We start from the raw sequence: 26,232 nt of genomic DNA on the forward strand, positions 1-26,232 counted from the left end.
GGCTCACCTCCTCGGGGTCGGCGAGCGTACTCACCAGGTTCAGTGCGGGTCGGCCTCCGCCGATCCCCTGCGGGGGCGACCCTGCACCCCCACCCACGGACCACGCAAAGGGCAGCCGGTACCCCCGGGCGGGGGGAAAGACAGGTGCGGGACCCCGTACCGACACGGGTCCGGCAGCGCGAAGCCGGACTCGCGCGGGTGCGGGACCCGTACCGACACGGGCCGGACAGCCGAGGCCCCGGACGAGCGCAACCCGCACTCATCGACGCGGGCCCCGCAGCGCAAGGCCGAACCCGTACAGGCGCGGGACCCCGCATCGACGCGGGCCGGGTGGGGGCGGGCCTACGGTTCGAACTTGTAGCCCAGGCCTCGGACCGTCACCAGATACCTCGGCGCTCCCGGGTCCGGCTCGATCTTCGCCCGCAGCCGTTTGACGTGGACGTCGAGGGTCTTGGTGTCGCCGACGTAGTCCGCGCCCCACACCCGGTCGATGAGCTGCATCCGGGTGAGCACCCGGCCCGCGTTCCGCAGCAGCATCTCCAGGAGGTCGAACTCCTTCAGCGGGAGGTCGACCTTCACGCCGGAGACGGTGACGACGTGGCGGTCCACGTCCATCCGGACCGGGCCCGCCTCCAGGGCCGCCGGGGTGACCTCTTCCGGTTCGCCGCGGCGGCGCAGGACCGCGCGGATGCGGGCGACCAGTTCCCGCGAGGAGAAGGGTTTGGTGACATAGTCGTCGGCCCCTATCTCCAGGCCGACGACCTTGTCGATCTCGCTGTCCTTGGCGGTCACCATGATCACGGGGACGTTGGAGCGGCCGCGCAGCTGGCGGCAGACCTCGGTCCCCGGCAGTCCGGGCAGCATCAGGTCGAGCAGTACGAGGTCGGCGCCGTTGCGCTCGAACTCGTCGAGCCCCTCGGGGCCCGTGGCCGCCACCGCGACCTCGAAACCTTCCTTGCGGAGCATGTAGGACAGGGCGTCGCTGAAGGATTCCTCATCCTCGACGACGAGCACTCGGGTCACGGAAGGACCTCCGGGGCAGGGATGTCGGTTTCGGTTTCGGTGGTCTGGTGCCGGCCGCCGCCGGGGCGGGGCCAGCGGGTGCCGGCCCCGGGGGCGACGGCCGCCGGGGTGGGGGCCGGGGCGGGGTACGCCTCCGGCCCGGGGGCCGGGTCGGGGGCGGAGTCCGGGCCGGAGGCGGATGCGGCGGGGCCGGCGGGTCTGTCGGGGGCGGGGTGTGCGTCCCGCTCCCCCGTCGCGCGGTCCCGGGCCGCGCGCGCTTCGGGAAGCCTGAGGGTGAAGGTCGAGCCCTGGCCCTCGGTGCTCCACACGGTGACCTCGCCGCCGTGGGAGGCTGCCACGTGTTTGACGATGGCGAGCCCCAGTCCCGTGCCGCCGGTGGCGCGGGAGCGGGCGGGGTCGACGCGGTAGAACCGTTCGAAGATCCGCTCGCGGTCCTTCTCGGATATCCCGATGCCCTGGTCGGTGACGGCGATCTCGATGAAGCCGGCGGAGCCGTTCCCCGGGCCGGGGACCCGGCGGGCGGAGATGCCGACCCGGGTGCGGGCCGGGGAGTAGTTCACCGCGTTCTCCACGAGGTTGCCCAGGGCGGCGGCCAGCTTGCCGCGGTTGCCCCAGATGTGCAGCCCGGAGGTGCCCCCGCTGACCATGGTGATCTGCTTGGTGGAGGCGGGGTGCCGGGAGCGGTCGATGGCCTCGGCCACCAGCTCGTCGACCCGGACCGGCTCGGCGTCCTCCAGCGGGTCGTCGTTCTGCACCCGGGAGAGGTCGATCAGCTCCTGGACGAGATTGGTGAGCCGGGTGGCCTCGATCTGCATCCGCCCGGCGAAGCGGGTGACCGCCTCCGGGTCGTCGGCGGCGTCCATGACCGCCTCCGAGAGCAGCGAGAGCGCGCCGACCGGGGTCTTCAGCTCATGGCTGACGTTGGCGACGAAGTCGCGGCGGACCGCTTCGATCCGCCGGGCCTCGGTGAGGTCCTCGACGAGCAGCAGCACGAGCCGGGAGCCGAGGGGCGCGACCCGGGCGGAGACGGCGAGCGCCTCGCCCCGGCCGGTGCCCCGGCGCGGAAGATCCAGTTCGACCTGGCGTATCTCGCCGTCCCGGCGGGTGTCCCTGGCCATCTGAAGCATCGCGTCGACCGTCAGTTTTCCGCCACGCACCAGCCCCAGGGCGTACGCCGCGGAGCTGGCCTTGACGACGGAGTCGCTCTCGTCCAGCACGACGGCGGAGGAGCGCAGTACGGACAGGACGGTGTCGACGCCCGGCGGCAGTACGGCGTCGGTGTGCAGCGAGGTCCGGCTGGGCCTGCGCTGCTCCCGTTCGCTCCAGCGGAACGCCAGCATGGCGATGACACCGGTCAGGAGACCGGCGATCGCCGCCACTGCGGCGACCGCCGCGTTCACGTCCATGCATCCAGGTTATGCGGGGCCACGGACATGCTCACAGCCGATCGGGGATCGCCACGGAGAGTCGTCGCCCAGAGTTCACCGCGGGGACGGGGCCGGTTCATTTGGCCGGGAGGCCCCGGTCGCGTTGCGGATCCACCGTGGGAGCGTGGGGTCCGAGAACCATCCGGACACCCGTTCACCTGTCGAAAGGGAAGTCGATGCGGGACGCGTACCACGAGGAACTGGACTCGATCGGCGAGGGCCTGGTCGAGATGGCCCGACTGGTCGGGTCGGCGATAGGGCGCGCCACCACGGCCATGCTCGACGCGGATCTGAAGTTGGCCGAAAGCGTCATTGCGGCAGATCAGAAGGTCGATGACCTTCAGCACGACCTGGAGGCGCGGGCCATCGCCCTGCTGGCCCGGCAGCAGCCCGTGGCGACGGATCTGCGGATCGTGGTCACCTCGCTGCGGATGAGCGCCGACCTGGAGCGCTCCGGCGACCTCGCCCAGCATGTGGCGAAGCTGGCCCGGCTGCGCTTCCCGCACTCGCCGGTGCCGAGGGACCTCCAGGCGACCATTCTGGAGATGGGCCAGCTGGCCCAGCGGCTGATGGCGAAGTCCGCCGAGGTCATCGTCACCAAGGATGTCGATCTCGCGCTCCAGCTGGAGACCGACGACGACGAGATGGATCTGCTGCACCGCACCCTCTTCCAGCATCTGATGGACGACCGCTGGAAGCACGGCATCGAGACGGCCGTGGATGTCACTCTGCTGGGCCGTTACTACGAGCGCTTCGCCGATCACGCGGTGTCGGTGGCGAAGCGCGTGGTGTACCTGGTGACGGGGGAGCACGCGAACGAGATCCAGCCGAGCACCCCGGAGGAGGGCGCATAGCCACGGCAAACCGGAAAGTGGCCACATGCCTCCGCGCGCTGTTGATGCGCCTGCCGCGCCGGGCGTCCAATGGCCAGGGGCGGCCTTCCGAAGCACCCGCCGTCCGCTCCGTCATGGCTCATACGCTCCTGAGGAGGGACCCATGGCCGAATCCAGCGCATCCGTATCCCGTAGTGAGACCCCACCGGGCCTCGCCCCGATCTCCAGCTGCCAGTGCGGCCCCGGCTGCTCCTGCGGCTGCCAGTCCGGCGGCTCGTGCCAGTGCGGCGGCGGCTGCGGCTGACACCCGGCCCGAACGGACCGCGGTCGGCACCCGTGCCGGCGGCGGCGCCGATTCCGACTCCGACCGTGCGCGATCTCGTACGAAAGGGCCCCTGACCGGCCGGATCATCCGGCACGGACAGGGGCCCTCGGCAGTTCCGGGTGCTACTTCTTGCCCTGGTTCTTGACCGCCTCGATCGCGGCGGCGGCCGCGTCCGGGTCCAGGTAGGTGCCGCCCGGGGTGAGCGGCTTGAAGTCGGCGTCCAGCTCGTAGGAGAGCGGGATGCCGGTGGGGATGTTCAGACCGGCGATGGCCTCGTCGGAGACGCCGTCGAGGTGCTTGACCAGCGCGCGCAGGCTGTTGCCGTGGGCGGCGACCAGGACGGTCCGGCCGGCCAGCAGGTCCGGGACGATGCCGTCGTACCAGTACGGGAGCATCCGGACGCCGACGTCCTTCAGGCACTCGGTGCGCGGGCGCAGCTCCGGCGGGATGTCGGAGTAGCGGGCGTCGTCGCTCTGGGAGAACTCCGTGCCGTCGGCCAGCGGCGGCGGCGGGGTGTCGTAGGAGCGGCGCCAGAGCATGAACTGCTCCTCGCCGAACTCGGCCAGCGTCTGGGCCTTGTCCTTGCCCTGGAGGGCGCCGTAGTGGCGCTCGTTCAGCCGCCAGGAGCGGTGGACGGGGATCCAGTGGCGGTCCGCCGACTCCAGCGCGAGCTGGGCGGTGCGGATGGCGCGCTTCTGGAGCGAGGTGTGCAGGACATCGGGGAGCAGGCCGGCGTCCTTCAGCAGCTCACCGCCGCGGACCGCCTCCTTCTCGCCCTTCTCGGTGAGGTTGACGTCCACCCAGCCGGTGAACAGGTTCTTCGCGTTCCATTCGCTCTCGCCGTGGCGGAGGAGGATCAGCTTGTACGGTGCGTCGGCCATGGTTCAGAGCCTAATCGAACAGGGTCGGGCACGCGGTTCGCGGTCCCGTGCCGTGCCGCTCCGTGCCGGTTGCGGTTCCGGTTCCCGTTCCCGGTCGGTTGACGGAGTGCGTCAATCCAGTGGCGTTCCGGAAGGTGATCTACGTAAGGTGCCGATACTGCTTGCACCACTTACACAGTCCGGAGCTCGCACAGTCCGGTGAACGTCCTGGGGGGATCGCATGTCCGCTGCCGCTCTGCGCCGCGCGGTGAGAGAGAGCGTGTCGGGGCTTCCCCGTGAGTTCTGGTGGCTGTGGACCAGCACGCTGGTGAACCGGCTCGGCGGCTTCGTCGCGACGTTTTTGGTGCTGTACCTCACGGCCGACCAGGGCCACTCCGCCGCCTACGCGGGTCTGGTCGTCTCCCTCTACGGGCTCGGCGGGGTCGTCGCGTCGCTCGGCGGCGGGGTGATGGCCGACCGGCTCGGGCGGCGGCCCACGCTGCTGATCGCGCAGACGTCGACCGCGTTCTCGGTGGCCGTGCTCGGCTTTGTGCACCACCCGGTGGCGATCGCGGCGGTCGCCTTCGTGGTGGGCATGGCGACGAACGCCTCCCGCCCCGCCGTCCAGGCGATGCTGGCGGACATCGTGCCGCCCGAGGACCGGGTGCGGGCCTTCTCCCTGAACTACTGGGCGATCAACCTCGGCTTCGCGATCTCCGCCGTGGCGGCCGGCTTCATCGCCGAGTACAGCTATCTCGCGGGCTTCCTCGGCGAGGCCCTGATGACCCTGATCTGCGCGATCTTCGTCTATGTGAAGGTGCCGGAGTCCCGGCCGGAGCGCGAGCTGTCGGCGAGCGGCGTGGTCGAACCGGAGCCCGGTCTGCTGACCGTGCTGCGCGACGGGCGGTTCATGGGCGTCGTCGGGCTGTCGTTCCTGATCGCGCTGATCTTCATGCAGGGCCATGTAGGCCTGCCGCTGGCGATGGGCGACGACGGGCTGTCGACCTCGGACTTCGGTCTGGTGATGGCGCTCAACGGAGTGCTCGTCGTGGTGCTCCAGATCCCCGTCACGCGCTTCATCGAGCACCGCGACCCGCGCCGGCTGCTGATCGTCTCGTCGCTGCTCGCGGGGTACGGCTTCGGGCTCTCCGCGTTCGCCGGGTCGGTCGCCTTCTACGCGGTGACCGTGGCCGTCTGGACGCTGGCGGAGATCGTCAACGCGCCGACGCAGACCGGTCTGGTGGTGCGGCTGTCGCCGGTGCACGGCCGGGGGCGCTACCAGGGCGTGTACTCGCTGTCCTGGTCGGTGGCCACCCTGGTCGCGCCGCTGGGCGCCGGATTCATGATCGACGCCTGGGGTCAGGCGTGGCTGTGGGCCCTGTGCGCGGTACTGGGCACGGTCGCCGGTGCCGGGTACTGGGCGCTGATGCGGAATCTGCCCGCGAGCGTGGTGGCCGGCGGGGCCGGCAAGGGGAACGACAAGGGGTCCGACAGGGGGTCCGCCGCCACGGAGGCCCCGCGGCGGCCCCGGGCCGAATCCGCCCGTACCGAATCCAGCCGTACCGGATCCTGACGGGCGGGTTCGGGACAGGCAGGTTCCAGACAGGCAGGTTCCGGACGAGCGCGGATTTCAGACGGGCGCGGATTTCAGACGGGCGGGTTCCGGACAGGTCAGGTGACGCTGCCCTGGGCGTCGAACATCGCCTTGACCGCGTCGTCGAAGTACGGGCTCTGGTTCCAGCCACCGCCGCCGATGGTGCTCATCACGCCGTTCTGCGAGCCGAGCCCGTTGGCGGCGTTGAACTCGCGCAGCCAGGGGCCACCGCTGGAGCCGCCGCCGAAGTCGCACTGAAGCTCGATGCGCGGGTCGAAGAACCCGTACTGCCGGGTGGTCCCCTGACAGATCCACTGGAGTTCGCCGGAGTCCCGGTTGCCGGGGTAGCCCATGACGGCCATGGGCTGGTTGCGGCTGAAGTTCCAGCTCAGTCCGTGGCCGCCGGTGGCGTTGACGACCTTCGTCCCGTTCAGCGGCAAGGTGGTCACCATGGCGGCGTCCCGGGTGAAGTCGCTGTGCGTCACCCAGCTGGTGAAGGCGCGGTACTGCAGGGCCGCGTAGGTGCCGAAGGGGCGGGCGCCGGAGCGGTAGCGGGGTATGTAGACCCAGTTCTGCATCCACTGGCCGGCGGCGCCGTTCACGCCGCCCGTGTTCACGCAGTGCCCGGCGGTGGTGACCATCTGCTTGGACGGGCTGTTGATGGCGGCGGCGGAGCACATGTAGTCGAGGCCATTGACGGGATTGCGGAAGTACACCTTCCCCACGGCGGCGGACTCGTTGACCCGGGGGGCCGCCCGGCCGTCGCGCCGTGCGGGCGCCGCGGCGGGCGTGGTGCCCGGCCGTCCCGTGGGGCCCGGCTGCCAGGCCGGGTCCCCGGCGAGCCGGGCGGCGGGGCCGCGGAGGTCGGCGGGGATCGCGTTCGCCATCCGCTCCGGGGTCCAGTACCTCTCCAGCCGGTCGGTCTCCTTGCGGGAGGCGACGCCCGTGCCGTCGGAGAGCCGGGCGGCCGAGGCGACCGTGTCCGCCCCACCCGGCCGGGCCCCTCCCGTCGGCTGGGCGACGGAAGCCCCGCCCGATCCGACGATCAGGGCGAGGCTTGCGAGACTGGCGAGGGAGAGCAGGGCGGTACGGCGTAACTGGCGCACAGGGCACACCTTTCCGGCCGGAGGGCCGAGGGAAGGAGAGGGTTCGGTCGCACTGGTCGTCACGACGGGATCCCGTCGGCGACCGATCGTCCACCGGATGCGTACGGCCGTAAAGAGCGCGGGTGTTCCCGGGTCGGGTATGCGCCAGAGCTGAAGGAATCGGCGCCTGGCGCTGGTCGGACGGCATTGGCCTGTGCGGGGCGCTGAAACCGCCGCCGGGGCGGACGCCCTGCCGGCGGAGGACGACCGGCCCGTACACCGATCCGAATGTCTGATTCCGGGTAGTTGGGGATCAGCTACTTTCAGCCGTCCGTCGGTGTGGGGCCGGAACCGGCCTCCGTCACCCGGGTCCCCGGGTGGGCGAGCGCGCAGAGGAACGCGGCCACCAGCGCGAGCGCCATCCCGTAGAGCACCCACTGATTCGCCTCGGCGAAATCCCGCCGGATCGCGTCCCCCGCGCCCCGCAGCGCCGACCCCACCGGGCCCTCCCCCGCGACGGGCCCCCGGCCGCCGCCGTGGCCCGCGACCGCCTGCGCGATGCCCCGGGCCGCCTCCCCGGCCACGGCATCGGGCACGCCCCGCTCCTCCAGCGTCCCGGTGACCCGGTCGACGGTGATCCGGCTGAGCACGGTCCCGTACACCGCGAGCCCCACCGCCGCCGCGTAGTTGCGCACGGTCTGGGTGATGCCGGTGACCTCCCCGTACGAGGCGTCGATCGCGCGGTTCACCGAGTCCGTCGACGCCGGGGCGAGCAGCAGCCCGATGCCCGCGCCGGAGAGGACCACGTACGGCCACTGCGCCCCGATGGACAGATCCGTCAGCCGCGCCGCCCAGAGGGCGAATCCGGCGGCGGCGAGCACGGACCCGGCGACGAGCGGCGGGCGGGCGCCGCGCTTGTCCAGCATCCGGCCGCCGGCCTGGGAGGCGAGCACGAAGCCGAGGAAGAAGTAGAGGAGGTAGAGCGCGGCCTCGTCCGGGGACTTGCCGAGCGAGACCTGCGCGTACACGGAGGCGAAGAAGAAGAGCGGGACGAACGCGAGCATCGCGAAGAAGAGCACCGCCGTGTCGACGGCGAAGGCCCGGTCCCGGAAGACCCGCAGCTTGATCAGCGGCTGGTCGGGGACATGGAGTTCGTACCAGCAGAAGAACACGAGCAGGGCCGCGCCGGCGAGGATGCAGCCCCAGGTGGCGGCGGAGGCCCAGCCCCACTCGGCGGCCTGCTGGAGGCCGAGGACGCTCAGCCCCATGCCGAGGGCGGCCAGCGCTGCGCCGGGGATGTCGAGGCGTTCGCGGCGGCCGGTGTCGGGGATGCGGGCGAGCACCGTCAGGACGACCGCGATCAGGGCGACCGGGACGTTGACCCAGAAGATGGCCCGCCAGGTCCAGGCGGTGAGCACGCCGCCGATCAGCGGGCCGATGGCGGTGAGGGCGCCCGAGAGGCCGAAGAAGAGGGCGAGCGCGCGGCCCCGGCGGCGTACCGGGAAGACGGCGGTGACCACGGCGAGCGCGGCGGGGAAGAGGAGGGCGGCGCCGACGCCTTGGACCGCCCGGAAGACGATCATCCATGCCTGGGCGAGGTCTCCGGCGGGGACACAGCCGCAGAGCACCGAGGCGACGACGAAGATCAGCGTCCCGATGAGGGTGATCCGGCGGTGGCCGAAGATGTCGGCGAGCCGGCCGCCGAGGGCGAAGCAGGCCGCGAGGGCGAGCAGATAGGCGTTGACCACCCAGCGGATACCGGAGGTGGTGAGGCCGAGTTCGTCGGTGATGTCGGGGGCGGCGATGGCGACGATCGTCTGGTCGATGAAGGTCATCGCCACCGCGAACATCATGGCGGCGAGCGCCAGCGTCCGGTTGGTCCCGGCGGCGGCACCGGCCGGTCCGGGCGCCGGGGCCCGCTTCCCGGGGGTGGGCGCGGGGTCCCGGCCCGGCTCGGGGCCCACCTGACCCGACTGACCCGACATATGACTCATAGTGGGATTCTTCACCTCGGCGGGTGCCGGCGCACACCCGGAGCACACCCGGCGAGGAGAAGAAGCGGAAGGGGGACGCCGCCGAACGGGCGACCCTGCGTACGGCCCGCCGGGGTCGTGAACCAGCCACCTCGCGCACAGCCCGTCCAGGTCGTGAACGAGCCACCTCGCGCATGGCTGGTCCTGGTCATGAACGAGCCACTCCGCGCCTGGCCGGTCCTGGCCGGTCCCTGGTCGGCCCTGGTCGGTCAGAAGGCCCGTTGCGCCTGGTGCAGATTGAACGGCAGGACCCCGCCGGGCGCTCCGTACGCCTCCAGCCGCGCGTTGAGCGGGCCGGTGAAGTCCGGCCGGTCGACCTGGTCGAACTCCCGCACCGTGGAGATCGCCACGGTCGCGCTCCAGGGGGCCACCCCGTCGATGCGCACCAGCCCGGCCCGCCCGTTGGTGACGGTGACGTTCCAATGGGTGAAGCGGGCCCCGTACAGCGGTCCGGCGGTGGCGTCGCCCCCGTGCCGGCCGTCGTTGTGGACGGTGATCCCGGTGCGCACATTGGCGAACGGCATGCCCCGGTGGGTGTCGAAGGTGCCCATCTCCATCACCCCCCGCGACCAGACGTTGTGGCTGGAGAGCCCTTCCACGTTGATGCCGTGGAGCTGGGTGCCGGCCGGGAAGGGGACGGTGGCGCGGGCGATGGTGAAGTCCTCGACCAGGTTGTCGTGCGCGCCCTCCCGGCAGAAGTACGGGTGGTGGCTGCCCCGGCCCTCGACCCGGGTCCGGCTCAGCGTGCAGGCGGAGGCCGCGACCAGGCCGAAGGAGTTGTCGGCGTGGCGGACGGTGATGTCGTCGGCCCAGCAGTCGTACGCGCACTGGAAGGTGACGCCGTTGTAGCCCCGGTCGAGGAGGTGCGGCGCCTGCGGGGTCTCGACGGCCTCCAGGGTCAGCCCTTCGACGCCCGCGTCGGTGAGCGGGTCGACGGGGGTGACGAGCCGGGAGTCCCACTCGGGCCGCAGGTCCAGCGGCAGCGGGCGTTCCAGCGTGACCCGGGCGCCCTTCACCGCGACCACGCGTACCGGCCATTCGTACGGCACATAACTGGTCAGTTTGGTCTTGTCGGCCCACTGGTACGCCTCGGGGCCGGGGCCACCGCCCGCCATGTGCTGGAGCAGGGTGTGCCGGTCGTCGTCGGCGATCCGCAGCAGCACCAGCCGCCCCGGGCGCAGGGCCCCGGGGTCGGCCACGGTGACGGTCCAGTCGCCGCGCCGGGCCTGCCGCACGGCGGTGAGGGTGCGCCACTCGTCGCGCCGGTTGCCGGTCCAGCCCTCGAACGGCCAGTCCCGGGCCCTGATCGCGTCGGTCAGCGAGGTCCAGCGGCCCTGGGGGCAGAGCCAGATCAGCCCGCCCGCCCAGGACCAGGAGGACTTGTCGCCGCCGTACCGGCTGCCGTACGGGCCGATCAGCTCGGTCAGATGGCGGGTCGCGTACAGGGTGGTGCGGCCGCTGCCCGCGCCCCGCAGGACGACGCCGCTGTGGCCGATCCGGATGACGTCGTCGACGCGGAAGGTGCCCGGCGGGAGGGTGACCGTGCCGCCGCCGCGCCGGCCCACGGCCGCGAGGGCCCGGTTGATCGCGGGGGCGCAGTCGACGGCCCCGCCGGGGACCGCCCCGTGGTCGAGCGCGCTCACCGTGCGCGCCCGGTGCCGGCGGCGGAGGCTGCGGCTGCCCGCCCGTCCGACGTACGGGATCTGCGGATGCGTGTACGGGGTGCGCCGGTACTCCTCCCAGAGCGCGGCGACGGGCGGCTCGGCACCGGCCCGGCCCGGTGGGGCCGCCGCGGCCGGCGGGGTCCCCGTGACCCAGGCCGCCGCGACGGCGGTGGCGCTGCCGATCAGGGTGCGTCTGCTGAGGGTGCGCCGAACGTTCTCCATCCCGGGCCCGCCTTCCGCGCTCTCCTGGCTGCTGCTCTCCTGGGGACCGCACGTCCATTTTCATGGATATGAACGATGTTCATATGTGCGTCGGTGCGTGGTGTGAGCATGCCATGGGTGGCGGGCATGCGGGAAGGGGTCGTACGGCGGGTGGCGGAGGGCCGGTACGAGCGGGTTCAGGCGTCGGGCGTCTGCTGCGGCTCGGGCTGCCGCTTGGTCAGATGCGTGAACGCGTCGAGGTTACGGGTGGACTCGCCGCGCGAGAGCCGCCAGGCGTATTCCCGGCGGATCGCGTCCGCGAACCCCAGCTCCAGCAGGGTGTTGAAGACGCCGTCGGACGCTTCGAGGACCGAGCCGAGCAGCCGGTCCAGCTCCTCGGGGGTGACCACGGCGAGCGGGAGCCGGCCGGTGAGGTAGATGTCGCCGAGGTGGTCGATCGCGTAGCTCACCCCGTACAGCTTCAGGTTCCGCTCCAGCAGCCAGCGGTGCACGGCGGGTTCGTTCGCGTCGGGGTGGCGGATGACGAAGGCGTTGAGGGAGAGCGAGTGCCGGCCGACGCGCAGGGAGCAGGTGGTGGCCAGCTTGCGGGTGCCGGGGAGGGTGACGACGTACGCGCCGGGCTCGGGGCTCTCCCAGACGAGTTCGGCGTCGGTCAGGGTGTGCTCGATGACCGCCTGCACTCCGTCGCTGCCGGTGGCGGTGGCGATGGCCCTGCCCGGAGGAGGCGCGTCCCGCTGTGCGTCGTCAGCCATGGTGCGAGCGTACCCGGCGGTGTTCCTGGAGGGCCGCCGTGTAGACGGCGGCGGTCGCCTCGGCGGCACGGTCCCAGCCGAAGGTCGCGGCGTGCCGGGCGGCCGCGGCCCCCATCCGGTCGGCCAGCGCGGGGTCGGCGAGCAGCCGGTGCAGCGCGTCGGCGTAGTCGTCGGGGTCGTGCCCGTCGATGAGGATGCCGCTCTCGCCGTCGCGCACCGCGACCGGCAGACCGCCGACGCCGGCCGCGACCACCGGGGTGCCGACGGCCTGGCACTCCACGGCGACCAGGCCGAAGGACTCGCTGTGCGAGGGCATGACCAGGGCGGAGGCCGCCCGGAACCAGTCCGCCAGCGCCTCCTGGCGCACCGGCGGGTGGAAGTGGACGACATCCGCGATTCCCAGCCGGGCGGCCAGTTTCTGGAGTCCCTCGGGGCGGGCGAGCCCGCTGCCGCTGGGGCCGCCGACGATGGGCACATGGAGCCGGGGACGCAGCTCCGGGTGGCGCTCCAGCAACCGGGCCACCGCGTACAGCAGGATGTCGGGGGCCTTCAGCGGCTGTATCCGGCCGGCGAAGAGTGGCACGAAAGCGTCCTGGGGGACGCCGAGGCGGGCGCGGGCGGCGGCGCGGCCGTCCGCGGGGCGGAAGCGGTCGAGGTTGACCCCGGGGTGGACGACGGCGACCTTCGCCGGGTCGGCGTCGTAGAAGGAGACCAGTTCGGCGGCCTCCTCGGCGGTGTTCGCGATCAGCCGGTCGGACGCGCCCACGATCTGGGTCTCGCCGATGACCCGGGAGGGGGGCTCGGGGGTGTCGCCCTCGGCGAGCGCCGCGTTCTTGACCTTGGCCATGGTGTGCATGGCGTGGACGAGGGGGACGCCCCAGCGTTCGGCCGCGAGCCAGCCGACGTGGCCGGAGAGCCAGTAGTGGGAGTGGACCAGGTCGTAGTGGTCGGGGCGGTGCCGGGCCCAGGCGCGCATCACCCCGTGGGTAAAGGCGCAGAGCTGGCCGGGAAGGTCCTCCTTGGCCAGGCCCTCGTAGGGGCCGGCGTCGACATGGCGGACGAGGACGCCGGGGGCGAGTTCCACGGTGGGGGGCAGTCCGCCGGCGGTCGCGCGGGTGAAGATCTCCACCTCGATGCCGAGGGCGGCGAGGCGCCGGGCCGACTCGACGACGTACACGTTCATGCCGCCCGCGTCGCCGGTGCCGGGCTGGTGCAGCGGCGAGGTGTGGACGCTGAGCATCGCTATCCGGCGTGGTCTGCGGGGTGCTCCGGGGAAGGAGATACGGGGCGTGCGGAAGCCGGTGCCGAGACGGGAGACGTACTGGCCGTAATGGCTCACGTCGGCGTTCCTCCTCGATCCGGCCGGGCGGGGCCGGGTGCCGGACGGGTGGGCGGGTCGGGCAGGGCGGGCAAGGCGGTGGCGGGCTCGGGGCATGCCGCACCGGCGCCGGGCCCGTTCTCCACGGCAGACAACGGCGGAGGTCCGGGTTCCCTTCCCCGGGGTGGGGCACTTTGCCCAATTGTTACCGAAGGAGGGGATGAGGGGCCGGGCGGGGTCGGGGGCCTTCGGCTTCGGGGCCGGTGTTCGGGGGTGTGTGACGGGAGGGACGGGCGCACGGGTGCGGGCACGGGAGAGGGCGGGCGGATCGGGGCGGATCGGGGGCGTGTCCGCGGGGGCGTACGGGCGCACAGGCCCAGGTCCGGGGCGCATAGGCTCGTACACATGACCCGCTCCCGCCCCGTCGGCACCCCCACGCGCGGGACGACCAACCCCAATCGGCTGCGCCGGATGGACCGCTGGATCGCCGCCGTCCACGGTCCGGCGCTGCGCCGCGGCGACCGTCCGCTCGCCGTCGACCTGGGGTACGGGGCGGCTCCCTGGACCACTCTGGAGCTGCTGCGGCGGCTGCGGACCGCCGATCCGCGCTGCGCGGTGGTCGGGATCGAGATCGCCCCCGAGCGGGTCGAGGCGGCCCGGCCGTACGAGCGCGAAGGGCTCAGCTTCCGGCACGGCGGCTTCGAGATCCCGCTGCCGGAGCGGCCGCTGCTGATCCGCGCGGCGAACGTGCTGCGGCAGTACGACGAGGACGAGGTCGCCGCCGTCTGGCGGCTGCTGTGCGGGCGGCTGGCGCCGGACGGGCTGCTGGTCGAGGGCACCTGCGACGAGATCGGGCGGCGGCACGTGTGGGTGGCGCTGGGGCCCGGGGGCCCGCGCACGGTCACCTTCGCGACCCGGCTCGGCTCCCTGGACCGGCCGTCCGATCTGGCGGAACGCCTGCCCAAGGCGCTGATCCACCGCAATGTGCCGGGCGAGCCGGTCCACGCCTTCCTGCGCGACTTCGACCGGGCGTGGGCGGCGGCGGCTCCGTACGCCCCGCTGAGCGCCCGGCAGCGCTGGATCAGGGCCGTGCGCGACCTGGGGACGGACTGGCCGCTGGCCGACGACCACCGGCGGTGGCGGCAGGGCGAAGTGACCGTGGAGTGGTCGGCGCTCGCTCCCTCACACGGGTGAATCCGGCGGGGAATCCCGGCTCGACCGGCCGTTCGGGGAACGCGGGGACGGATCCGTTCGTCAGGGCGGATGGAGGCGGTGGCCACACGGCCCCTGTCGCTTCGGAGGAGGCCGTGGCACCATCGCGGCAGCACTCGTAAGTTACTGACGGTAAATCAGCTGGCTGATCGGCTGGCGTGCGGTGCTCCCCGGAGCCCGCACGGTCCTGGAGGGGGAGTCGAGTCGTGATCCGACGCCGCTGCGCCACTGCGGCGCTCACGGTGGTCTGCGCCCTGGCCGTGCTCGCCGCGCCCGGCACGGCGCTCGCCGCCCCGCCCGCCGGACCGGGCGCCTCGGCCCTTCTGCCGCAGGGAGCGCCCAGAGCCCCCGAGCCGCCGGGGCCGCCCGGACCGCCGGGACTCCCGCCGGAGACCTCGCCGTCGTCGCCGTCGTCCCTGGAGCGGGTGCGGCTGGAGATAGCGGAGCTGTACGACCGGGCGGTGTCCGCGACGGACGCGTACAACCGCGCCGAGGAGCGGACCGAGCGGCAGTCGGCGGAGATGGCCCGCCTGACGGAGGCGATCGACCGGGGCCGGGCGCGGATCGACCGGCTCCAGGCACAGGCGGGGGCGGCCGCGCGCGAGCAGTACCGGGGCGGGGGCCTGCCCTCCAGCGCCCAGCTGCTGCTCGCCGACGACCCCGGCATGTTCCTGGACGGCGCCGACCGGTTCCGCCAGAGCCTGAAGGCGACCGGGGACCTGCTGACCGAGCTGGACCGCGCCCAGTCCGAGCTGGAGACGTACACCCGGGACGCGAGCGCCGAGTGGCGGAGGCTGGAGGCCGACCGGCGGGCCCGGGAGAAGGCCAAGCAGGAGATCAACGCGAGGGTCGAGGAGGCCCGCCGGCTGGAGGGCCGGCTGGCGAAGGAGGAGCGCGAGCGGCTGCTGGCCCTGGAGCGGGAGGCGGCCGCGCGGGCACAGGCCGAGTGGCTGCGGACCACCCGGCTGAACGACGGAACCGGCGGCACTGGCGGCAGCGACGGCGGGGACGGGGGCGGCGGGGACCGGCCGTCCACGTCAGGAGGTACGGGCGGTACGGGCCCGGACGGTCCGGACTCGGGCGAGGGCTCCGGCGAGCAGGGCACGAAGGCGGTCGCGTTCGCCAAGGCGCAGCTGGGCAAGCCGTACGGCTGGGGCGACGAGGGCCCCGACCGGTTCGACTGCTCCGGGCTGACGTCGCAGGCGTGGGCGGCCGGGGGCGTGACCATACCGCGCACCTCGCAGGACCAGTGGCGGCGGCTGACCCGGGTGGGGGTCGAGGAGCTGCGGCCGGGCGATCTGATCGTCTACAACGCCGACGCGAGCCATGTCGGGATCTACATAGGCGACGGCCGGATCGTGCACTCGCCCAGGCCGGGCCGCACGGTCACCGTGGCGGGGGCGGGTTCGATGAAGATCCTCGGAGTGGTCCGCCCGGACGCGTAGCCGTCGGGCCGGGTACGTCCGGGGGCGCCGGGCCGGAGCCCGCGCAGGCCTGACGGGGCCTGCGGGCCGGGTGCCGGGGCGGAGGCCGGGCCGGGGCGCCGGGACCGGGGTGCGGGCCGGGGTGCCGGAGGGACGGGCTCGCGAAGCCGCGCGGGCGGGTCTTGTGGATCGGGCTGGATCCAGGGAGCGGGGTCTGGTCCATGGGATCTCCCCGGAGCCGGCCGGCGGCCGAGGAGTGGGGTCTGCCCAGGCCCCCAGCGGCCGAGGGGGTGGGGTCTCCCCAGGCCCCAGGGCCGAGGGGAAGGATCGCACGGCCGGAGGATGTGGTGACTCCCCTGGCTCGCCGGGGGCACCCCCGGCCGGGCCGCCAGGCCCAGGGGGAGTGCAGCACCGGGGCGCGCGAGCCCGGCACGATCCATACGACACGCCCCGGGCCGGGAGCGGCAGGCGGCCCACGGGACGGTAGCGGGGTGGAAGGACACGGGGGGATGCCACGGTGGGCCGGGGCGGGGCGCGGGACCTCGCCGGGGCATCACGGAAGATGCCGGGGCGACCGCACAGCGTCCCGGAGGCGTGATGTTCGTCATGGCGAGGGCGTCAAGTGCCTGCCGATGCCCGGCATATCGCCTCTCCGGTACCGCTTCTCGTTCCCCTGCGGCCGGGCCTACCGCTAAGGTCCCCGACGGGCGAGGCGTCGATCGTCGCCTCGCCGCGCCCCGGGGGGAGGGAAGGACCCGTCACCCATGCCCGGACCCGTATCCGTACCGCTCCAGCGGAGCGCTGCTGCCGTGGAGGCCGCCGTGGAGACCGTCACCGGCGGGCAGGGCACCGGCGATCTGACGCTGCTGGTGATCGAGGACGACCCGGCCGGCACCTTCGCCGTGCCGGAGCTGCTGAACTCGCCCGGCTCCCGGGTCCGGGTCCGCAGCGCGCGCAACCTCACCGAGGCCGAGCGGCTGCTCACGGACGACGTCCACTGCGTCCTGGTCGACCTGGCGCTCACGGGCGGCGGCGAGGGCGAAGGACTCGACCCGCTCCAACGGGTGCTGCGCCTCGCGGACCGGCAGGCGGTCCTCGCCCTCACCACGTCGGACGACGCCGAGCGGGCCGCCGAGGCGGTACGGCTCGGCGCGCAGGACCACCTGTTCCGCGACGAGCTGGACGGCCGGCTGGTCCGCCGCACCGTGCGGTACGCGGTGGAGCGCAAGCGCGCCGACACCGCCCAGCGGAAGCTGGCCGAGTCCCGGCTCAGGGCCCAGGAGAACGCCCGGCTGGAGCGCGGTCTGCTGCCCACGCCGCTGCTCCAGGGCTCCCCGCTGCGGTTCGCGGCCCGCTACCGTCCGGGCCGCTCGCGGGCGCTGCTCGGCGGGGACTTCTACGACACGGTCCGCACCCCCGACGGGACGGTTCACGCCGTGATCGGCGATGTCTGCGGCCATGGCCCGGACGAGGCGGCGCTCGGTGTCGAGCTGCGCATAGCCTGGCGGGCCCTGACCTTCGCGGGGCTCTGCGGGGACGAACTGCTGTCGACGCTCCAGCGGGTGCTGGAGCACGAGCGGGAGAGCGAGGAGATCTTCGCGACGCTCTGCACGGTCGACATCACGCCGGAGGGCGACCGGGCCGAACTGTGTCTCGCGGGCCACCCCTCCCCGTTGCTCACCCGGGACGGCGGCCCCGCCCGGCTGCTGCCGTACGAGACCGGCCCGGCGCTGGGGCTGCTGCCGTGCGTCCGCTGGCCGCGCCACCAGGTGGAGCTGGGCGACGCGTGGAGCCTGATGCTCTACACCGACGGTCTGATCGAGGGCCGCTCGGGGCCGGGCGAGCGGGGCCGGCTGGGTGACGAGGGCATGCTCGCCGTGGTCAATGAGCAGGTGGCGGCGGGGCTGGCCGGGGAAGCGCTGCTGGACTCCGCGGTGGCCGGGGTGCGGGCGCTGAACGGCGGGGAGCTGACCGACGACCTGGCGGTCCTGCTGCTGAGCCGCGGCTAGGGTCTGCCCGGCGGATCCTGCCGGGCCCGCGTGGCCGCGTGCCCCGGCACCGCGCCGGCCACGCCGGCATCGCCGCCATCGCCGAAAAATCCCGCCCGTCGACCCGTCCGCCCGTCCCGCCGCCCCGCGCTCTGCGGCGCCCTGCCCCCGGCCCCCGGCGGCGCGGTGGTTCTACCGTCCGCCGTTGTACGGGCCATAGGGGCCGTCGCTGCTGGATCCGCCGCGCCCGCCACGCCCACCGCGTCCACGGCCGCCGACCCGGGCGAGCGCGGGCCGCACGTCGACGAAGAAGACGATGGCGGCGACCAGCCCGGCCAGGGACAGGATCAACATGTTGAGCAGCAGATTCACCACGACCGCGACGCCCAGGACGATCAGCCAGAAGGGCTTGGTCTGCTTGTCGGCGGCGCGGAAGGCGTCCTCGCGGGTGAGGAGCGCCATGACGAACGCCGTCACCGAGGTGACGAGGAAGATCAGCGAAAGGATCAGCATCAGGCTGTTCTGGAATTCCAGATGCAGCATCGTCAGCACCGCCTAGACATTGTGGGTGAGGGGAGCGATCCGCCCAGCCACGTTACCTGGGCAACGGACCGGGCACTGCGAAAGCTGCCCGGCCCCCGTACTTCCCACGCTACTGCTGTGCGGGCGGAGCGGTCTTCTTCGCGGCCGGCTTGCGGGCGGCGGCCCTTCGGGCGGCCGGCTTGGCGGCACCGTCGGCGGCGGCCCTGGGCTGCCGGGCGCGGCCCGGGTTCGCGGCGGCCTTCGGCTCCCGCGCCTCGGGCTCGACGGCGACGGCGATCTCGGTGATCTCCTCGGCCGCCTCCCCGCGCCAGGCCCGCACGGTCTGCTCGCCGTGCTCGGCGACCTTCTCGTACGTCTCCCGGGCCTTGACGGCGTACTCGGCGGCGACGCCCACCCCGCGGAGCGCGAGGTCCTGGGCGGTCTCGCCGATCTTCTTCAGATCGGTGTCGAAGCCGCCGATCACCTCGGTGACCTTGGCCTGGACGGTGGCCTGGGCCTCCTTGGCCTGGACGGTCACCTTCTCCTGGACGGCCTTGGGGTCGGCGTTGCGGACGGCCTCGAAGCGGCCGGGCGCCTCGGCGGCCAGCTGCTCGATGAGCGCGGGCACCTTCCGGGCCTGCTGGACCGCGAGGTCGGCCGTACCGGCGGCGAAGTAGAGGGGGGTCGGGTCGGTGAACGTCTTGCGGAGGTCATCGGTGATGGCCATGGGTGGTCCTCCTGGGAACGCTGGTCAGTGTGAGGGTGCGCCGGCGTCGCCGGGGCCGCCCGCGGTGCGGGGCCCGCTCGCCGTGGTGTCCGTGTCGGTGTCGGTATCGGTACCCGTGTCCGCCTTCTCGAAGGAACCACGGGTGCCGGGAGAGTCGCCGGAGTCGCCGGAGTCGCGGAAGTCCGCTCCGGCGCCCGCTATGTGCCCGGATCCCGCCTCGCCGGACCCCTCCGCGCCGGCCGCCGCCTCGGCGGCGTTCTCCTTGCGGAAGGACTCGTAGATCTGGAGCAGTACGGCCTTCTGCCGCTCGCTGAGCGAGGGGTCGGCGATGATGACGGCGCGCGTCTCCAGCTCGTCCCGGTCCCGCTCGTCGAGGATCCCGGCCCGCACGTACAGCGTCTCGGCGGAGATCCGCAGCGCCTTGGCGACCTGCTGGAGCACCTCCGCGCTCGGCTTGCGCAGCCCGCGCTCGATCTGGCTCAGATACGGATTGGACACCCCGGCGGCGTCGGCGAGCTGCCGCAACGAGAGCTGGGCCGTGCGCCGCTGCTCCCGCAGGTACTCACCGAGATTGCCGACGTTGAGTGATGCCATGCCCTCGATGATGCCCAGCCCCGCTAACTATTGCAAGCACTCGCTTGCAAAAGTGCGCCATGCCACGTACGCACCCGCCCGCCCCGACCCCCGGCGGCTTCCCGGTCAGCTCCTGAGGATGCAGAAGGGATGCCCGGCCGGATCGGTGAGGACCCGCCACCGGTCCGCCTGCGGCTGGTGTTCCGGCTTGCCCGCGCCCAGTTCCAGCAGCCGGGCCTCGGCCTCGTCCAAGTCCTCATCGGTGTCGAAGCAGATATGGAGCTGCTGGGGGACGGTCTGGTCGGGCCAGCTCGGGGCGCGGTGGTCGTCGACCCGCTGGAATCCGATGAAGAGTCCGTGCTCGCCGGTGAGACCGGCGAAGTCGGCGTCCGACTCCGGGTGCGGTTCGAGGCCGGTGGCCTGCTGGTAGAACGCCGCCAGGGCCAGCGGGTCGGGGCAGTCCAGGTTGATCGCGCTCAACTTCAGCAGTGGGGACATGGAACCTCCGGTTCGCCTGGACGGATCTTCGCGATGCGCACCCTAGACGCAGCCGCCCACGGGAGTCGCCCACCTGCCGTGATGACCGGCCGGGGGGCGGGTCTCCGGTCGCGGGGCCAGGACCGAAGCGGCCCGCCACCGGCCCCGGGTGACGGCGCCAGGCCGCCACTCCTACGCCTACGCTGCCCGGATGGAAGCCGCCGACGTTCTGAGGCTGTACGACGCCCTCGCCGCCGAGGGCGTCCCCGTCCGGATCGACGGCGGCTGGTGCGTCGACGCGCTGCTCGGCGGGCAGACGCGCGACCACCCCGACCTCGACATCGCCGTGGACCGCGCGCACGCCGGCCGGCTCCGGGAGCTGTTCGCGCGCTGGGGGTACGAGGTGCGCACCGACCGCGATACGACGGACTGGAGCTTCGTCCTCACCGACGGCCGGGGCGCCTCCGCCGATCCGGTCGACGTACACGTCTACGCCTACGACGAGCACGGCGTGATCGTGTACGGCGTCGAGTACCCCTGGGGCTCCCTCACCGGCACCGGCGTCCTCGCCGGGCGGGAGGTGTCGTGCGTGGCGCCCGAGTGGATGTTCGCCTTCAAGACCGCCTACCCGCCCCGGGAGAAGGACCGCGCCGACGTGCGGGCCCTCGCGGCGGCGTACGGCTTCACCGTGCCGGAGAGTCACCGCTAGCGGGGCGCCGCAGGGCCGGCGACTCCACCCCGTCCAGGATCCGTTCGAGGCCGAACCGGAAGTCGGTGTCCGTCGGCTCGGCGCCGTGGGTGGCGCCGGCGTGGTGCGCGGGGATCCTCACGGTGCCGGTGGGGGCGTCGGGGGCGCTGTTCCGGCTGCGCACCGGATAAACCGCGTAAGCCGCGTAAGCCGCGTCAACCGAATCACCGGAGCCCTGACGACCGGCGCCGCCGCAGCGCGCCCGGTCACCGAAGAAGAGAAACCCCGGGCCACGGTCCCTGGACGCCCCCGCGCGCTCAGGGGCCGTGGCCCGGGGAGTTTCAGCGAACGTCGACGAAGTCGCCCGTCGCGTTCACCCCCGTGGTGGACGTGGTCCCCACGAAGCTGTATCGGAAGTAGCCGTCGGTCACGGCCTTCACCGTGGTCGTCAGCTTGCCGGCGCGGTCGCTCCGCACCGACGTGAGGGTGGTGTACGAGTCCGTCCCGGCCTTGCGGAACTGGAGCTTCACCGGCTGTCCGGAGTAGCCCGAGTACTTGTACGCCTCCCAGTCGGCGCGGGTCAAGGCGCCGGTGACGGTGATGGCGGCACCGGCCCGGACCGGCTCGGGCGCGGCGTTGACGGTGAGGCGGGAGGCGCGCTGGATGGCGAAGCCCTTGGCCTCGGGGCGGTTGAGGATCTTCCCGCCGTTGGCGACGACCGACAGGCCGGCCTTCCAGCGGTCGCCGGCGATGCCGTTGTGGTCCATGTACCGGGCCGGGTCGACGCTGAAGGTCGCGCGGCAGGTGGCCGTGGCTCCGGACGTGCAGGACGCGGACGACCCGTCGGACGGGATGGACACGTCCTGCTCGTCCCAGGACCTGCCGTGCCAGAGTTCGGCGGCGGCGTCGAAGACACCGTCGGGGTGGGACGCCTTGAAGGTGACGGTGACCTTCTTCGGGGCGGTGGTCCCGAGCACGACCGGCTTGCCTCCGTTGACCACCACGTCCCAGGCCTTCGGCAGCTGGGCGGACGCGCTCGCCGGGCGGGGCGCGCCCGGGTGGGTGTCGGCCTGCGCCCCGGGAACGGCGAGCGCGGCCAGAGCCAGGGCGCCGGTCAGAACGGCGGCCGATACACGAGAGCGCATGTACATCCCAGTGTCGAAGGGTCGGCGGGTGCGGTGGTCCGCACCCGGTCCGCGGGCCCGGCGGGCTTGTCGAGTCGCCCGACTCTTACATCCAGACAGGGGACGACGACAGATGGTTGTACCGGATTCCGAGAACGTCATGGGTGAAGCGGCCCGGCCGGTCTCCCTCACGTGGTGATCACGCGGTGATCACCCGAGTGGGCCGATCACCGCGTGATGGGGCCCGGCGAGCCCGGCGGATGGGGCGGAAGCGGGGCACACGACACCGGCGGCGAACCCAGTGATACGGCAACTCCACGCCAAACGTCGATTTTTAGCCATTCCCGATCACCCGGTGGCGGGCGCACCAGGGCGACACGCCGTCACATGCGGCGGCGGCGAGCGGCACGGGTGCGGCGAGTTGCCCCGTACCCCATGATTCGCACCGATCCGTCCCACGCGCCGGCCCACTGCCGTACGACTCCCCCTCTCCCGCCCTTGGCCCTCCTTGACCCACTCTTGACTCCTCGTTGACCCGCCGTCACGCGCCGGGCGTGTCGCGACCGGGCGGCCCGGCGCAGCCGCCCGCCAGCAGGGAATCCGGCCTCCAGGTCGTTGCACACGAGAGCACGAAGGGCGTCGGAGTCGCCCCCTCCGGAGGCCGTCGGACGCTGGTGCGAGGGGCCATCACCGGGTCCCATGTGGCGCGAAGGGCCTGTTGGAAGGGTGATAACGGCTGAGTACTATCCCCCGTAGTTGATCGGTCGCACCGCTCGGGCCCTCCGTCCGGGCACCGGTCATCGGCGATTCCGTCCGCACATCCCGCAAAGTCCGCGCTACCCCGAGAACCCCGCCGGGCCCGTGCCCGCACAGAGCCCTCCGGCTGCCGACGTCCATGCAGAACCGTTTCTTCAGACATCGCCGGGGCCAGTCCGACCGTTCGTCCGAGAAGCAGAGAGGTGGCCGCAGGTGGGGCCCGAACTGACCGTTCCGCCGTTCTTCTCCCCGATACCGCCCGCCATCCATCCCCGGCACGCCGCGATCGACGCGCGCACGGCCGCCTGGGCGGAGGCACTCGGCATCGGGAACGACGAACTGCGCGCCCGGCTGGTCCGCCACGACATCGGGACCTTCTCCGCCAGGATCCTTCCCGAGGGCCGCGAGGAAGTCGTCTCCCTCCTCGCGGACTTCGTGCTCTGGCTGTTCGGCGTGGACGACGGCTGCTGCGAGGAGAGCGACATCGGCCACCGCCCGGGGGAGCTGGTCGCGGTGCTGCACCGGCTGCTGCGGATCGCCCAGAACCCCGAGATCCCGCTGCTCACCGACGATCCGCTGGCCATGGGCGTACGCGATCTGCGCGCCCGCGTCTCCCGCTACGGCACCCACGGGCAGACGGCCCGCTGGATCGACGCCCTGCGCGAGTACTTCTTCTCCGTCGTCTGGGAGGCCGAGCACCGGCGCGCCGGTACCGTGCCCGACCTGACCGACTACACCCTGATGCGCCTCTACGACGGCGCGACCACGGTGGTGCTGCCGCTCCTGGAGATGGGCCACGGCTACGAACTCCAGCCGCACGAGCGCGACAGCCACGCGACCCGGGCCGCCGCCGAGATGGCGTCGTTCGTCATCACCTGGGACAACGACATCCTCTCCCACCACAAGGAGAGCCGGGGCACGGGCTACTGGCTCAATGTGCTGCGGGTCCTCGAACACCACCACGGCCTCACCCCGGCGGCCGCCCTGACCACGGCCGTCGCCCAGCGCGACCGGGTGCTGTGCCTCTTCCTGCGGCTGCGCCAGGCACTGGCACCGGGCGCGAGCCCGCAGCTGCGGCGGTATCTCGACAGCCTGGCCCATTTCATCCGGGGCTCCCAGGACTGGGGCATCAGCTCGCTGCGCTACACCACGCCGCACGACCCGGCGCCGTTGCCGGACTCCTTCAGCGACACACCGTCGGACGACGGCACCGCGCCGCTGGACATCCCGGTCATCGGCTGGTGGTGGTCCCTGCCGGAACTGGCCGTCCGCCCGGCGCCCGCAGGTCTCCCGGCCCCGGACCGGGCGGCGGTCACCGCCTGACCCGGGCCGGGGCCGGGGGCCGCTCCAGGGCTGCGGGCAGCGGCAGCCGGTGCAGGACGTCCAGCCGGGAGACGGCCCGGGTCAGGACGGTGTAGAGACGCTGGTGGCCACGGTCCTCGGCCGCCACGATCGCGGCGGGTTCGACGGCCACGACGTGGTCGTACTCCAGCCCCTTGGCCGCGGTGGCGGGAAGGACGGTCACCCGGGCACCCAGGGCATCGGTGCCCTCGGCGTCCTCGGCGTCCTCGGCGTGCTCGGCGTCCTCGGAATCGTCCGGGTCGCCGAGGCGGGCCGCCGCCACACCCCCGGCGGCCAGGGCCTCGTACAGATCGCCGACGGCCCGACCGTCGGCGATCACCCCGACCGAACCCGGCCGCTCCAGCGCGGACCGGACCGCGCCGACCACCGCCGGCACCAGATCGTCGGCCCGGCGCACCGTCACCTCGCCGCCCCGGCGGACCGAACGCACCGCCGGAACACCGGCACCGATCCGCACGAGCAGCCGCCCGGCCAGCTCCAGCACCGCCTCCGGCACCCGGTGACCGCTCGTCAGCGGGATCACGGGGGCGTCCGCCCGGCCGAGGTGGGCGAGCAGGCCCGCCCAGTCGCGCGCGGCCCAGGGGGTGGTGCCCTGGGCGAGGTCGCCGAGCACGGTCAGCGAACCCGACACGGACCGCCGGGCGATCGCCCGGCACTGCATCGGTGACAGGTCCTGGGCCTCGTCCACGACGACATGGCCGTAACCGGCGGGGCGTTCGATCAGCCCCGCGACCTCGTCCAGCAGCACCAGATCGGCGGCGGTCCACCGGGCGGTGCGGTACGAACGCGGCGGCACGGCCCAGCGGACGGCCGCCCGCTCGTGCGGGGCGAGGGCGTCGTCCGCCGGGTCCGTCAGCACGGCGGCGAGCACCTCCTCGGGCCGGGCCGGCGGCCAGACCGCGTCCAGCAGGGCGGTGACCGCACGGGTGCGCCCGGTCCGGCGGATCCAGCCCTCGCCCCGGGGCCCGGAGCGCCGCTCCGCCAGGTCCCTGACCACGCGGACCACCCGGCCCCGGACGCGTTCGCGGCCGACCGCGTACGGAAGGTCCTCCGCGCGCACCCCGGCCACGATCCGTTCCAGTTCGGCGTGCGGAACCCGCCAGCGGTGGGAGCCGTCGGGAACGGTGATCCCCCCGGCGGGCGGCACGACCCGGGCGTACAGCGCGCGGCGCAGCACCCCGGCCATCCGGATGTCGTGCTTGACGGCGGCCGCGGCGGGGGTGTCGCGGGCCCGGACCGCGTGGCGGGCGATCTCGTCCTCCAGGGTGGACTGCCGGACGCTCCGCTCGCCCAGGGCGGGCAGGACCTCGGAGATGTACGCGAGGAAGGCCCGGTTGGGTCCGATGACCAGCAGGCCGGTGCGGTGGAACCGCTGGGGGTGGGTGTAGAGGAGGTACGCGGCCCGGTGCAGGCCGACGGCGGTCTTGCCGGTGCCGGGGGCGCCCTGCACACAGAGGGAGACGGCGGGGCCGGAGCGGACGATGTCGTCCTGCTCGGGCTGGAGGGTGGCGGCGATGTCCCGCATGGGGCCGACGCGGGGGCGCTCGATCTCCTCGGCGAGGAAGCCGGCGGGGGCGCCGCCGTCCCGGGCGAGGTGTTCGTCCTCCAGGCCGGTCAGCTCGTGGCCGCCGTCCGGCGCGGTCCGGGCCCAGCCGAATCGGCGGCGGACGGCGAGGCCCAGCGGGTCGCGGGCGGTGGCCTGGTAGAAGGCGCGGGCCACGGGGGCACGCCAGTCGATGACGAGGGGCGGGGCGAGGGGATCGGCGGCGATGCGGCGGCGGCCGATGTGGTAGCTCTGCCCCTGGTGGCCGTCCGGAGCGGGGGCGGCGGTGCCCGGGCCCGCGGTTTCCGGTCGGCCGGTACGGGACTCGGTGCCGATCTCCCCGGTTTCCGGTCGGCCGGTACGGGACTCGGTGCCGATCTCTCCGGTTGCCGGTCGGCCGGTACGGGACTCGGTGCCGATCTCTCCGGTTGCCGGTCCGTCGGTAGGGGATCCGGTAGGGGCCGCGGTGCCGGTGCCGATCTCTCCGTACGGGGGTGGTCCGGCGGCTCCGGGGGGTCCGTCCCGGGCGAAGTCGATCCGGCCGAAGAAGGCCGGCCCTTCGGGTTCCTCGCGCAGTTCCCTGGCCCGGCCGCGCAGATGGCGGCCGAGCACTTCGGCGTCGGCACCCGAGGCGAAGGCGTGCTCGCCGGTGCGGACCTGGTCGTCCGCCGCGTCGGCCATCCGGGCAAGCGCCGCGCGG

The 26,232-nt window shown here is 73.3% G+C and carries 22 protein-coding genes; 7 read left to right on the forward strand and 15 right to left on the reverse strand.

Going from position 1 to position 26,232, the window contains the following annotated elements; translation table 11 throughout:
• Window positions 1-342: 342 nt before the first annotated feature.
• Entirely contained in the window at window positions 343-1,023 is a 681-nt protein-coding gene (locus SYYSPA8_RS35890) for a response regulator transcription factor (RefSeq protein ID WP_323451660.1), read from the reverse strand.
• Complete coding sequence (locus SYYSPA8_RS35895) at window positions 1,020-2,429, reverse strand: sensor histidine kinase (RefSeq protein ID WP_323451661.1); 1,410 nt, start codon at window positions 2,427-2,429, stop codon at window positions 1,020-1,022. The genes SYYSPA8_RS35890 and SYYSPA8_RS35895 overlap by 4 nt, the downstream gene beginning before the upstream one ends.
• A 197-nt stretch (window positions 2,430-2,626) precedes the next feature.
• Between SYYSPA8_RS35895 and phoU the strand changes: the two genes are divergently transcribed.
• Complete coding sequence (gene phoU / locus SYYSPA8_RS35900; protein WP_323451662.1) at window positions 2,627-3,304, forward strand: phosphate signaling complex protein PhoU; 678 nt, start codon at window positions 2,627-2,629, stop codon at window positions 3,302-3,304.
• Between the two features lie 426 nt (window positions 3,305-3,730).
• Here the strand turns inward: phoU and SYYSPA8_RS35905 are convergent, their stop codons facing one another.
• A complete protein-coding gene (locus SYYSPA8_RS35905) occupies window positions 3,731-4,489 on the reverse strand; it encodes a phosphoglyceromutase (protein ID WP_323451663.1) in 759 nt (252 codons plus the stop codon).
• 220 nt (window positions 4,490-4,709) lie between these two features.
• Here SYYSPA8_RS35905 and SYYSPA8_RS35910 point away from each other — a divergent pair, with 220 nt between their 5' ends.
• A complete protein-coding gene (locus SYYSPA8_RS35910) occupies window positions 4,710-6,041 on the forward strand; it encodes an MDR family MFS transporter (RefSeq protein ID WP_323451664.1) in 1,332 nt (443 codons plus the stop codon).
• A 98-nt stretch (window positions 6,042-6,139) separates the two neighbouring features.
• Here SYYSPA8_RS35910 and SYYSPA8_RS35915 read toward each other — a convergent pair whose 3' ends face one another.
• From SYYSPA8_RS35915 to mshA, 5 genes are all read right to left on the reverse strand, one after another.
• The gene (locus SYYSPA8_RS35915) at window positions 6,140-7,168 is read right to left on the reverse strand and encodes a trypsin-like serine peptidase (protein ID WP_323451665.1); all 1,029 of its coding nucleotides are present in this window, start codon (window positions 7,166-7,168) and stop codon (window positions 6,140-6,142) included.
• Window positions 7,169-7,470: 302 nt separating this feature from the next.
• Window positions 7,471-9,132 carry an MFS transporter gene (locus tag SYYSPA8_RS35920; RefSeq protein WP_323451666.1) on the reverse strand — a complete coding sequence of 554 codons (1,662 nt, stop codon included), beginning with the start codon at window positions 9,130-9,132 and terminating at the stop codon, window positions 7,471-7,473.
• 257 nt (window positions 9,133-9,389) lie between these two features.
• A complete protein-coding gene (locus tag SYYSPA8_RS35925; RefSeq protein WP_323451667.1) occupies window positions 9,390-11,066 on the reverse strand; it encodes a glycosyl hydrolase family 28-related protein in 1,677 nt (558 codons plus the stop codon).
• A gap of 176 nt (window positions 11,067-11,242) precedes the next feature.
• The gene (locus SYYSPA8_RS35930) at window positions 11,243-11,818 is read right to left on the reverse strand and encodes a type III secretion system chaperone family protein (RefSeq protein ID WP_323451668.1); all 576 of its coding nucleotides are present in this window, start codon (window positions 11,816-11,818) and stop codon (window positions 11,243-11,245) included.
• The gene (gene mshA, locus SYYSPA8_RS35935) at window positions 11,811-13,157 is read right to left on the reverse strand and encodes a D-inositol-3-phosphate glycosyltransferase (protein WP_323451669.1); all 1,347 of its coding nucleotides are present in this window, start codon (window positions 13,155-13,157) and stop codon (window positions 11,811-11,813) included. Before mshA ends, SYYSPA8_RS35930 begins: the two co-directional genes overlap by 8 nt.
• A gap of 384 nt (window positions 13,158-13,541) precedes the next feature.
• Here mshA and SYYSPA8_RS35940 point away from each other — a divergent pair, with 384 nt between their 5' ends.
• The 3 genes from SYYSPA8_RS35940 (at window position 13,542) to SYYSPA8_RS35950 (ending at window position 17,781) form a co-directional block, all read left to right on the forward strand.
• On the forward strand, window positions 13,542-14,330 hold the full coding sequence (locus SYYSPA8_RS35940; RefSeq protein ID WP_323451670.1) for a class I SAM-dependent methyltransferase: 789 nt from the start codon (window positions 13,542-13,544) through the stop codon (window positions 14,328-14,330).
• A 224-nt stretch (window positions 14,331-14,554) separates the two neighbouring features.
• Window positions 14,555-15,793: a C40 family peptidase gene (locus SYYSPA8_RS35945; RefSeq protein WP_323451671.1), complete on the forward strand. Its 1,239-nt coding sequence runs from the start codon at window positions 14,555-14,557 to the stop codon at window positions 15,791-15,793.
• Between the two features lie 743 nt (window positions 15,794-16,536).
• Window positions 16,537-17,781: a PP2C family protein-serine/threonine phosphatase gene (locus tag SYYSPA8_RS35950; RefSeq protein ID WP_323451672.1), complete on the forward strand. Its 1,245-nt coding sequence runs from the start codon at window positions 16,537-16,539 to the stop codon at window positions 17,779-17,781.
• A gap of 171 nt (window positions 17,782-17,952) precedes the next feature.
• Here the strand turns inward: SYYSPA8_RS35950 and SYYSPA8_RS35955 are convergent, their stop codons facing one another.
• The 4 genes from SYYSPA8_RS35955 to SYYSPA8_RS35970 form a co-directional block, all read right to left on the reverse strand.
• Window positions 17,953-18,303, reverse strand: a complete 351-nt coding sequence (locus SYYSPA8_RS35955; RefSeq protein ID WP_323451739.1) for a DUF2516 family protein — start codon at window positions 18,301-18,303, stop codon at window positions 17,953-17,955.
• A gap of 109 nt (window positions 18,304-18,412) precedes the next feature.
• Window positions 18,413-19,009, reverse strand: coding sequence for a hypothetical protein (locus SYYSPA8_RS35960; RefSeq protein WP_323451673.1), 597 nt, complete (start codon window positions 19,007-19,009; stop codon window positions 18,413-18,415).
• 24 nt (window positions 19,010-19,033) lie between these two features.
• Complete coding sequence (locus SYYSPA8_RS35965; RefSeq protein ID WP_323451674.1) at window positions 19,034-19,603, reverse strand: helix-turn-helix domain-containing protein; 570 nt, start codon at window positions 19,601-19,603, stop codon at window positions 19,034-19,036.
• Window positions 19,604-19,708: 105 nt separating this feature from the next.
• Complete coding sequence (locus SYYSPA8_RS35970) at window positions 19,709-20,080, reverse strand: VOC family protein (protein WP_323451675.1); 372 nt, start codon at window positions 20,078-20,080, stop codon at window positions 19,709-19,711.
• Window positions 20,081-20,270: 190 nt separating this feature from the next.
• Here SYYSPA8_RS35970 and SYYSPA8_RS35975 point away from each other — a divergent pair, with 190 nt between their 5' ends.
• Window positions 20,271-20,768, forward strand: coding sequence for a nucleotidyltransferase domain-containing protein (locus tag SYYSPA8_RS35975; protein ID WP_323451676.1), 498 nt, complete (start codon window positions 20,271-20,273; stop codon window positions 20,766-20,768).
• Here SYYSPA8_RS35975 and SYYSPA8_RS38440 read toward each other — a convergent pair.
• Both SYYSPA8_RS38440 and SYYSPA8_RS35985 read right to left on the reverse strand, forming a co-directional pair.
• On the reverse strand, window positions 20,743-20,931 hold the full coding sequence (locus SYYSPA8_RS38440; protein WP_407706158.1) for a hypothetical protein: 189 nt from the start codon (window positions 20,929-20,931) through the stop codon (window positions 20,743-20,745). The genes SYYSPA8_RS35975 and SYYSPA8_RS38440 overlap by 26 nt on opposite strands.
• A gap of 157 nt (window positions 20,932-21,088) precedes the next feature.
• A complete protein-coding gene (locus tag SYYSPA8_RS35985; protein ID WP_323451677.1) occupies window positions 21,089-21,892 on the reverse strand; it encodes a hypothetical protein in 804 nt (267 codons plus the stop codon).
• Between the two features lie 948 nt (window positions 21,893-22,840).
• Here SYYSPA8_RS35985 and SYYSPA8_RS35990 point away from each other — a divergent pair.
• On the forward strand, window positions 22,841-23,950 hold the full coding sequence (locus SYYSPA8_RS35990; protein WP_323451678.1) for a selina-4(15),7(11)-diene synthase: 1,110 nt from the start codon (window positions 22,841-22,843) through the stop codon (window positions 23,948-23,950).
• Here SYYSPA8_RS35990 and SYYSPA8_RS35995 read toward each other — a convergent pair.
• Entirely contained in the window at window positions 23,940-26,213 is a 2,274-nt protein-coding gene (locus tag SYYSPA8_RS35995; protein WP_407706161.1) for a HelD family protein, read from the reverse strand. The two genes, SYYSPA8_RS35990 and SYYSPA8_RS35995, sit on opposite strands and share 11 nt — an antisense overlap.
• Window positions 26,214-26,232 lie beyond the last annotated feature (19 nt).

Origin of the sequence: Streptomyces yaizuensis, assembly GCF_034961445.1 — a bacterium.
Lineage (GTDB): Bacteria > Actinomycetota > Actinomycetes > Streptomycetales > Streptomycetaceae > Streptomyces > Streptomyces yaizuensis.